10 protein-coding genes and 1 pseudogene are annotated in these 8,827 nt (G+C 64.2%); 9 read left to right on the forward strand and 2 right to left on the reverse strand.

Features of this window, described 5'->3' with window-relative positions; translation table 11 throughout:
- Together AC4FAH_RS05935 and AC4FAH_RS05940 are read right to left on the reverse strand one after the other, a co-directional pair.
- Positions 1-194, reverse strand: a pseudogene (locus tag AC4FAH_RS05935) (hypothetical protein); the annotation flags it as partial.
- 99 nt (positions 195-293) lie between these two features.
- The gene (locus AC4FAH_RS05940) at positions 294-1,238 is read right to left on the reverse strand and encodes a calcium/sodium antiporter (protein ID WP_043332549.1); all 945 of its coding nucleotides are present in this window, start codon (positions 1,236-1,238) and stop codon (positions 294-296) included.
- A 315-nt stretch (positions 1,239-1,553) separates the two neighbouring features.
- Between AC4FAH_RS05940 and AC4FAH_RS05945 the strand changes: the two genes are divergently transcribed.
- From AC4FAH_RS05945 to hisD, 9 genes are all read left to right on the forward strand, one after another.
- On the forward strand, positions 1,554-2,474 hold the full coding sequence (locus tag AC4FAH_RS05945; protein ID WP_082388135.1) for an ABC transporter ATP-binding protein: 921 nt from the start codon (positions 1,554-1,556) through the stop codon (positions 2,472-2,474).
- Positions 2,471-3,271 (forward strand): lipid asymmetry maintenance ABC transporter permease subunit MlaE, encoded by an 801-nt coding sequence (gene mlaE / locus AC4FAH_RS05950; RefSeq protein WP_043332547.1) that lies wholly within the window; start codon positions 2,471-2,473, stop codon positions 3,269-3,271. Before AC4FAH_RS05945 ends, mlaE begins: the two co-directional genes overlap by 4 nt.
- Positions 3,271-3,735, forward strand: coding sequence for an outer membrane lipid asymmetry maintenance protein MlaD (gene mlaD, locus AC4FAH_RS05955; protein ID WP_043332545.1), 465 nt, complete (start codon positions 3,271-3,273; stop codon positions 3,733-3,735). Before mlaE ends, mlaD begins: the two co-directional genes overlap by 1 nt.
- Before the next feature lie 139 nt (positions 3,736-3,874).
- On the forward strand, positions 3,875-4,537 hold the full coding sequence (locus AC4FAH_RS05960; RefSeq protein WP_043332543.1) for an MlaC/ttg2D family ABC transporter substrate-binding protein: 663 nt from the start codon (positions 3,875-3,877) through the stop codon (positions 4,535-4,537).
- 14 nt (positions 4,538-4,551) lie between these two features.
- Positions 4,552-4,923, forward strand: coding sequence for an STAS domain-containing protein (locus tag AC4FAH_RS05965; RefSeq protein WP_054555102.1), 372 nt, complete (start codon positions 4,552-4,554; stop codon positions 4,921-4,923).
- Positions 4,924-5,146: 223 nt separating this feature from the next.
- Positions 5,147-5,401 carry a BolA family protein gene (locus AC4FAH_RS05970; protein ID WP_043332541.1) on the forward strand — a complete coding sequence of 85 codons (255 nt, stop codon included), beginning with the start codon at positions 5,147-5,149 and terminating at the stop codon, positions 5,399-5,401.
- Between the two features lie 12 nt (positions 5,402-5,413).
- Positions 5,414-6,679, forward strand: a complete 1,266-nt coding sequence (murA, locus tag AC4FAH_RS05975; protein WP_043332539.1) for a UDP-N-acetylglucosamine 1-carboxyvinyltransferase — start codon at positions 5,414-5,416, stop codon at positions 6,677-6,679.
- Between the two features lie 83 nt (positions 6,680-6,762).
- The gene (hisG, locus tag AC4FAH_RS05980; RefSeq protein WP_043332537.1) at positions 6,763-7,407 is read left to right on the forward strand and encodes an ATP phosphoribosyltransferase; all 645 of its coding nucleotides are present in this window, start codon (positions 6,763-6,765) and stop codon (positions 7,405-7,407) included.
- Positions 7,408-7,622: 215 nt separating this feature from the next.
- The coding region (gene hisD / locus AC4FAH_RS05985; RefSeq protein WP_490245767.1) for a histidinol dehydrogenase at positions 7,623-8,827 on the forward strand (1,205 nt) is incomplete at its 3' end.

Below are 8,827 nucleotides of genomic sequence, written 5' to 3' on the forward strand. Positions count from 1 at the left end.
AGCTGACAGGCGCGGTCGAAGTCGTCATCGAGATGGCTTTCGAGCGCGGCGATGGCCGCTTCCTCAATGGCGAAGGTGCGGCGGGCGCTGGCGCGAAAACCCGCCTGGCTGGCCGGAGTCTCATCGGCGGCGGACTGACTTGAAGCAGAAGTGCCAGGCGCGGTGGCGTGCGGGGTGCTGGAAGGCTCGGTCATGATCGAATTGTTGCCTGTGGTTGGCCAGGGCTCAAACCGCGCGGAAAGGGCGTGTCATCCCGCGCGGCGGCGTGGCAAACGATGATGAAGACGCTGCCGTCAGCGAGTCAGGCTGATGGCAAGCCAGGCCGTGTAGGCCAGATAGCAGGCGAGCAGGATAACACCTGGGCCGCGGCCGATGCGCCCACGGCGCTGCCAGATGAGCAGCGCAGCCAGCAGCAGCGTCAGCCCCAGCATCACCGGATAGTCACGGCTGATGGCGCTGCCATCCACCGGGCCCGGCGCCAGCAGGCCCGGCACGGGCAGCACGGCGAGGATGTTGAACAGGTTGGAACCGATGACGTTGCCGATGGCGATGTCGTGATGGCGCTTGAGGGCGCTGGCCACGCTGGCGGCCAGTTCCGGCAGGCTGGTGCCGATGGCGATCACGGTCAGGCCGATGATCAATTCCGGCACGCCGAGTGCCTGGGCGATGTCGGTCGCTCCCCACACCAGCGCACGCGAGCTGGCGATCAGCACCGCCAGCCCGACCAGCAGCCAGAAGATGGCGCGTCCGGTGCTCATCTCGGGCACGTCATCCTGGCTTTCCGCCTCGCTCGGCGAATCGACCTTGAACAGCCACACCAGCGTGAAGACCAGCAGGGCCAGCAGCAGGATGCCATCGAGACGCTCGAGCCCGCTGTTGGACAGCGCATAACCGCCCAGCGCCGTGGCCGCCAGCAGCAGCGGCAGCTCGCGGCGCACCAGCCCGAAATGCACCGGAATCGGGGCGATCAACGCCGTGACGCCGAGCACCAGGCCGATATTGGCGATGTTGGAGCCCAGCGCATTGCCGGTCGCGATATCCGGAGTGCCATCAAGAGAGGCCATGATGGAGACGACGATCTCGGGGGCAGAGGTGCCGACGGAGACGATCGTCATCCCGATCAGCAGCTTGCTCATCCCGGCGCGCCACGCAGTGGCCGCGGCTCCTTCGACGAAGCGATCAGCACTCCAGACAAGACCAATCAGGCCGATGACGACTGCAAGGATGGGATATAGCATCAGAACTCTCGGGGCAGGGGGCAGGGCGGTGGCGTATCGCCGGGAACCGCGCCATTAAACGCATCCCCCCAATCCTTTGCAAGACAGTGGCCATGTTCCCATTGTCGAGCGTGTTGCCGAGCGCTTTGTTGAGCGCGTCACCACCCGCGGCACGGCTCTGTTGCCTTGATGAGACTGGCGGCACAGGGGTGGGTTCGGATACGATGTTCGCTAACTAACTTGATCCTTGGATCCCATGACTCGGACATTCGACCTGTTCACGAGCCGACAGCGTGTGGCTCGTCACGGCGAAGGTCCCTCACAGCGGATGCTTCTATGACTGATTTGCCCGGTCAGACCGCAACCCGGACGGGTGCGGACGGCCAGGATGCGCAGGCTTCTTCACGCGGCGCGGCAGGCGAGATCAATCTCGATGACGCCCTGATTCGTGTCGAAGGCCTGCGGTTCACCCGTGGAGAACGCGAGATATTCTCCGGCATCGACCTCAAGATCCCGCGCGGCAAGATAACCGCCATCATGGGGCCTTCCGGTACCGGCAAGACGACACTGCTCAAGTTGATCGGCGGCCAGTTGACGCCCTCGGCAGGGCGCGTCGAGATCGCCGGCTTGCACGTGCATGGCCTGTCGCGGCGCGAGCTGTTTCGCATGCGCCGTCGCATGGGCATGCTGTTTCAGAGCGGTGCCCTGTTCTCCGATCTGAGCGTGTTCGAGAACGTCGCCTTCCCGCTGCGCGTCCACACCGATCTCCCCGATGCGATGATTCGTGACATCGTGCTGATCAAGCTCGAGTCCGTCGGGCTGCGCGGCGCGCGTGAATTGATGCCGGCCGAACTCTCCGGCGGCATGACGCGGCGTGTCGCACTGGCGCGAGCCATCGCGCTGGACCCGGACCTCATCATGTACGACGAGCCCTTTGCCGGGCAGGACCCCATCTCGATGGGCGTGCTGGTCAATCTGATCCGGCGCCTCAACGATGCGCTGGGCATGACGGCGCTGGTGGTCTCGCACGACATCAAGGAAACGCTGACCATCGCCGATTACGTCTATGTGATCGCCGATGGCAAGGTGATGGCGCAGGGCACCCCCGAGGCGCTGAACGCCGAATCGGACCCGCGTGTAGCCCAGTTCATCCACGGCAAGCCGGATGGCCCGGTGCCCTTCCATTATCCCGCCCCGGACTTCGCCGGCGACATTCTCGATGGTCGCGAATCGGCAACCCGCAGGAGAGAGTCATGAGTGGTCTGAATCGTGGCCCGCTCGGGGCCATCACGTCACTGGGCCGCAGCAGCATCGACGTGATCGCGGCCATCGGGCGTGCCGGCATGCTGCTGGTGCAGGCCGGTATCGGCATCCCGTCCCGTGAGGGCATCGGCCTGTGGGTGCGACAGATGCACTTCGTCGGTGTGCTGTCGCTGGCTATCGTGCTGGTCTCGGGGCTGTTCATCGGCATGGTGCTGGCGCTGCAGGGCTACACCATTCTGGTCGGTTTCGGTGCCGAGGAGGCGCTGGGGCAGATGGTGTCGCTGTCACTGCTGCGCGAGCTGGCGCCTGTGGTCGCGGCCTTGCTGTTTGCCGGGCGCGCGGGGTCGGCGCTGACGGCGGAGATCGGCCTGATGAAGGCCACCGAGCAGTTGACCAGCATGGAGATGATCGGTGTCGATCCGCTCAAGCGTATCGTCGCGCCGCGCCTGTGGGCCGGGTTCGTCTCGCTGCCGCTGCTGACCATCGGCTTCAGTGTCGTCGGCATCTGGGGCGGCAAGCTGGTGGGGGTCGACTGGCTGGGCATCTACGAGGGCGCCTACTGGAGCAGCATGCAGTCGAACGTCGATTTCATCGGTGATGTCATGAACGGCGTCATCAAGTCACTGGTCTTCGGGCTGGTGGTCAGCTGGATCGCCGTCTTCCAGGGCTATGACCTGATCCCGACCTCGGAAGGCATTTCGCGCGCCACCACACGTACCGTGGTTTATTCATCTTTGGCGGTGCTGGGACTCGACTTTGTCCTCACGGCCGTCATGTTCGGAGAGATTTGATGAAACGTACCCGCATGCTCGAGTTCGGCGTGGGCCTGTTCATACTCGCTGGTTTCCTGGGAATGGTCTTCCTGGGACTGCGTGTCAGCGGCGTCACGTTCCAGCAGGCCGATGACACCTTCGTGCTCAATGCCAACTTCTCAGGGATCGGAAGCCTCAAGGCGCGGTCAAAGGTCACGATGGCAGGTGTTGCCGTCGGCAGCGTCGAGAAGATCGAGCTGGACCCGAAGTGGTTTGACGCCCGTGTCACGATGAAGCTGGACAGCAGTCTGCGTGGCAAGCTGAGCAAGGACACCACCGCCGCCATCCTGACGTCCGGCCTGCTGGGCGAGCAGTACATCGGCCTGAGCACCGGGGGAGACCCGGACGTGCTGGAGGACGGCGACACCATTCGCGATACCCAGTCTGCACTGGTGCTGGAAGAGTTGATCCAGCAGTTCGTGTCCAATTTTTCGAAGAGCTGATTCTCGTAGCGTTGATTCTCGATGCGTTGTTCATCGCAGTGCAGGCACCCGGCGCACGCGTGTGATGCACCGAAAGACCTGACTCGGTGCCTGCGGTTTCACGTTCGAGCACGATGTACATTTTCAAGGAGCAACCCTGATGACCTCTAGCCTCAAGAAGCTGATTCGTCCGTTGAGCGTGCTGAGCCTGTCCGCCCTGATGGCGCTGAGCCCGCTGGCCATGGCCGCCCCGCAGGAGCCGGACGTGCTGCTGCGCGACACGGTCGAGGGCCTGACCACCAAGATCGATAGCCGCGAGAGCTACTACAAGGACAACGTCGACGAGCTGGAAACCCTGGTGGATTCCGCGCTGAAGCCGGTGGTGGATTATCGCTACATCGCCGCCAGCGTGATGGGCAAGTACTTCAAGGGCGCCTCTCCTGAGCAGCGCACCGAATTCTCCAAGGTCTTCCATGACACCCTGATCGGTACCTACGCCAAGGGTCTGGTGAGCTTCGATTACGCCAGGCTGGACGTGAAGGACAGCGAAGGCGAGCGTCGCTATGAAGACCAGGACACCGTCTACATGGACGTGGTCGATACCAAGGGCAAGGTCTACCCGGTGGCCTATTCCATGCGTCTGCGCAACGACGAGTGGAAGGTGGTCAACGTGATCGTCAACGGCGTCAACCTGGGCCTGACCTTCCGCAACCAGTTCGATCAGGCCATGCGTGACAACGGCCGCGACATCGATGCCGTCATCAAGGGCTGGCAGCCGGATGTCGACCTCGAGAAGGGTGAGGGGGATCAGGGCAACAGCTGAGCCCTGTCGTCGCCATGACCATGAAAACTCTCTTCGATCGCGAGGGCGTCACGCTGGAAGCCGGTGACGCACGGCTGAGCCTGAGTGGCCAGCCGGATTTCGACAATGCCGCAGAGCTGGCGGATTCCGGCAGGAAATGGCTGGGGCGCCGCGAGGATGGGGTTTCCATCGATCTGTGCGGCGTGGATAGCGCCAGTACCGCCACCCTGAGCGTACTGCTCGAGTGGCAGCGCCATCTGGCGGAGCATGGTGGGCACGTCGCTCACCTCGCGTTGTCTCCCGCATTGAGCCGACTGGCGGCAGTCTCCGGACTGGAAAACCTGCTGCCGGGGCTGAATGTCGCTGAGATCAGCGCAGAGCCCCCGCTGTCACTCGAGACGTCCTGAGCCAGCGGCGGCCTGATCGCCTGTCAGGCCGCACCGCTCTGCTGGAGGCTCGAGGCTTGTCCGTATCGCCATTCATGCGCGCGGCAACGTGGAGGCAGCGATTGACTGCCAATCGCGTTCCCGCGCGCTTTTGATTACCATGTGCGGTCATATCGCATCGATCGTCGCGCAAGGATTCCCTGCCACGATCCCGACATGTACCGCGAAGGAGTCACCGCCCGTCATGCAACCGAATGATGTCAAGGCCCTGCTCGAGGCTCGTATCGAGAACGTCGATTTTCATATCCAGGGTGAGGGCTGCAATTTCCAGGTCGTCGCCGTGGGGGATGTCTTTGCCGAGCTGAGCCGCGTCAAGGCCCAGCAGCTGGTCTACTCCGCGCTCAATGACGAGATCCGCTCTGGCGCGCTGCATGCCATCAGCATTCGTACCTATACCCCGGCGCAGTTCGAAGCTGCCGCCGGCAACGCTCAGGGTTGACCGGAACATTTCATGGATAAGCTGATCATCACTGGCAACGGGCCGGTCAACGGGGAAGTCTGGGCCAGCGGCGCCAAGAATTCGGCACTGCCCATTCTGGCAGCCACGCTGCTGTCGGAAGGTCCCGTGACCATCAGCAACCTGCCGCATCTGCAGGACATCACGACCAGCCTCGAGCTGCTCGGGCGCATGGGCGTCGAGCCGGTGATGGGCGACAACATGACCGTGCAGCTGGATGGCTCCAAGGTCGAGCATTGTCACGCGCCCTATGACCTGGTCAAGAAGATGCGTGCCTCGATTCTGGTGCTGGGCCCGCTGCTGGCGCACTTCGGCAGTGCCGAAGTCTCGCTGCCGGGTGGCTGCGCCATCGGCTCGCGTCCGGTGGATCTGCACATCCGTGGCCTGGAGGCGATGGGGGCCGAGATCACGGTCGAGAATGGCTATATCCGCGCCAAGGCGCCGGGTGGCCGCCTGAAGGGCGCGCGCATCGTCTTTGATGTCGTGACCGTCACCGGCACCGAGAACCTGCTGATGGCCGCGACCCTGGCCGACGGCCGCACCGTGCTGGAAAACGCCGCGCGTGAGCCGGAAGTCGTCGATCTGGCCGAGTGTCTGATCGCCATGGGCGCCAGGATCACGGGCCAGGGTTCCGACACCATCGTCATCGACGGTGTCGAGAAGCTGCACGGCTGTGAATACTCCGTCATGCCGGACCGCATCGAGACCGGCACCTTCCTGGTCGCGGCGGCCGCCTCGCGCGGCAAGGTGCGTGTCACGCGCACGCGTGCCGACACCCTGGACGCCGTACTGGCCAAGCTGGAAGAAGCCGGTGCCACCATCACCACCGGTGATGACTGGATCGAGCTGGACATGCACGGCAAGCGCCCGAAGGCGGTCAATATCCGCACGGCGCCATACCCGGCATTCCCCACCGACATGCAGGCCCAGTTCGTGGCGATGAATGCGGTCGCGGAAGGCACCAGCACCGTGATCGAGACCATCTTCGAGAACCGCTTCATGCACGTGCAGGAGCTCAACCGCATGGGCGCCCACATCGCGCTCGAGGGCAACACCGCAGTCGTGACCGGCACCGAGCGCCTGTCCGGTGCGCCGGTGATGGCGACGGACCTGCGCGCCTCTGCCTCGCTGGTGATCGCGGCGATCGTCGCCGACGGCGAGACCATGGTCGACCGCATCTATCACATCGACCGCGGTTACGAGTGCATCGAAGAGAAGCTGTCCGGGCTGAACGTGATCATCCGTCGCTCCGCCGGCTGATCAGTGCCCCACCTCGCGCTGTCGGCCTTGATTGACCGGCAGCGCGTGCCGAATTCCTACGTACAAGCACGGGCGAATACCCCATGAGCAAGCAACTGGTCGTCGCCCTCTCCAAGGGGCGTATCCTCAAGGAAACCCTGCCGCTGCTGGCTGACGCTGGCATCGAGCCGCTGGAAGATCTCGACAAGAGCCGCAAGCTGCTCTTCGATACCAATCTGCCGGACGTCAAGCTGGTCATCATCCGTGCCACCGACGTGCCGACCTACGTGCAGCTGGGCGCCGCCGATCTCGGTATCGCCGGCAAGGACGTGCTGCTCGAGCATGGTGCCGAAGGCCTGTACGAGCCGCTGGACCTGGAAATCGCCAAGTGCCGCCTGATGACCGCCGGTGTCGTCGGTCAGCAGCAGCAGGGCGCTCGCCGCCGTGTCGCGACCAAGTTCGTCGATGTCGCGCGTCGCTATTACGCCGAGCAGGGCATCCAGGCCGAAGTCATCAAGCTCTACGGCGCGATGGAACTGGCCCCGCTGATGAATCTGGCCGACGAGATCGTCGATATCGTCGACACCGGCAACACCCTGCGCGCCAACGGCATGGAGCCGCGCGAGCTGATCACCGACATCAGCACGCGTCTGGTGGTCAACAAGGCCGCCATGACCATGAAGCACGATCGCCTCAAGCCGCTGATCGATCGCCTGCGTCAGGCCGTGGAAGCCCGCCGCGAGGCGTGATGGCCGCGCGCTGTCGGCATCGACCCGCTGGATACCCAAGGTCGCATAGATGACCGTGGCAGAAGATGACTCTCGAAACGCCAGCTGCCGCCCCTGCTCGTCACGATGTTCATCAAGATGTTCATCACGATGCTTATCAAGATGATGCGGGCAGGCGCTGGACGGAGCCCGTCCGGTTCAGCCTTCTCTGCCAAGCAATGAGAAAAGAGGTTCGCATGGATACCTTGATCAACCGGCTTGATAGCCGTGATACCGATTTTACTGCCCGCCTGGACCGCTTGCTGTCATGGGAGGGCGTGTCCGATGCCGAGGTACAGCATCGTGTCACCGACATCCTCGCGCGCGTCAAGCAGGAAGGCGATGCGGCGCTGGTGGAGTTCTCCAACCGCTTCGATCGCCTGAGTGTCTCGAGCATGGCCGAGCTGGTCATCGGTGCCGAGCGTCTGGCCCAGGCCTATGCCGACCTGCCGGCGGATCAGCGCGAGGCGCTGGCCGTGGCTGCCGAGCGTGTGCGTGTCTATCACGAGCATCAGAAGCCGGAAAGCTGGTCCTTCAAGGACGAGCACGGCAGCCTGCTGGGCCAGAAGGTCACGCCGCTGGACCGCGCCGGGATCTACGTGCCGGGCGGCAAGGCGGCCTATCCGTCTTCCGTGCTGATGAACGCGATTCCGGCGCATGTCGCGGGCGTGCGCGAGATCATCATGGTCGTGCCGACGCCGGACGGCGTGGTCAATGAGCTGGTGCTGGCCGCGGCGCACCTGGCGGGTATCGATCGTGTCTTCACCATCGGCGGCGCCCAGGCCGTGGCGGCACTGGCCTATGGCACCGAGACCGTGCCGCGCGTCGACAAGATCGTCGGCCCCGGCAACATCTACGTGGCGACTGCCAAGCGTGCGGTGTTCGGTCAGGTCGGTATCGACATGATCGCCGGGCCGTCCGAGATTCTGGTGGTCAGCGATGGCGTGACCGACCCGGACTGGCTGGCGATGGACCTGTTCTCCCAGGCCGAGCACGACGAAGATGCCCAGGCGATCCTGATCGGGTGGGATGACGAGCATCTGGCCGCCGTCGAGGCCGCCATCGAGCGCCTGGCGCCGACCATGGAGCGTGCCGAGATCATCCTGACCTCGCTGCGTGAGCGCGGTGCCCTGATTCGCGTCAGCGGACCGGAGCAGGCGCTGGAGCTGACCAACCGCATCGCGCCGGAGCACCTGGAGCTCTCGGTGGCGAATCCCGAGGAGTGGGTCGAGGGCGTGCGTCACGCCGGCGCCATCTTCATGGGCTCGCACACATCCGAGGCGCTGGGCGATTACTGCGCCGGGCCGAATCACGTGCTGCCGACCTCCGGCACCGCGCGCTTCTCCTCGCCGCTGGGCGTCTATGACTTCCAGAAGCGCTCCTCGCTGATCCAGTGCTCGCC

The organism is Cobetia sp. (genome assembly GCF_983723665.1).

Coding starts and splice junctions, on each gene's coding strand:
- AC4FAH_RS05940 (WP_043332549.1), bottom strand. CDS start 1,238: ATGCTATATCCCATCCTTGCAGTCGTCATCGGCCTGATTGGTCTTGTC.
- AC4FAH_RS05945 (WP_082388135.1), top strand. CDS start 1,554: ATGACTGATTTGCCCGGTCAGACCGCAACCCGGACGGGTGCGGACGGC.
- mlaE (WP_043332547.1), top strand. CDS start 2,471: ATGAGTGGTCTGAATCGTGGCCCGCTCGGGGCCATCACGTCACTGGGC.
- mlaD (WP_043332545.1), top strand. CDS start 3,271: ATGAAACGTACCCGCATGCTCGAGTTCGGCGTGGGCCTGTTCATACTC.
- AC4FAH_RS05960 (WP_043332543.1), top strand. CDS start 3,875: ATGACCTCTAGCCTCAAGAAGCTGATTCGTCCGTTGAGCGTGCTGAGC.
- AC4FAH_RS05965 (WP_054555102.1), top strand. CDS start 4,552: ATGACCATGAAAACTCTCTTCGATCGCGAGGGCGTCACGCTGGAAGCC.
- AC4FAH_RS05970 (WP_043332541.1), top strand. CDS start 5,147: ATGCAACCGAATGATGTCAAGGCCCTGCTCGAGGCTCGTATCGAGAAC.
- murA (WP_043332539.1), top strand. CDS start 5,414: ATGGATAAGCTGATCATCACTGGCAACGGGCCGGTCAACGGGGAAGTC.
- hisG (WP_043332537.1), top strand. CDS start 6,763: ATGAGCAAGCAACTGGTCGTCGCCCTCTCCAAGGGGCGTATCCTCAAG.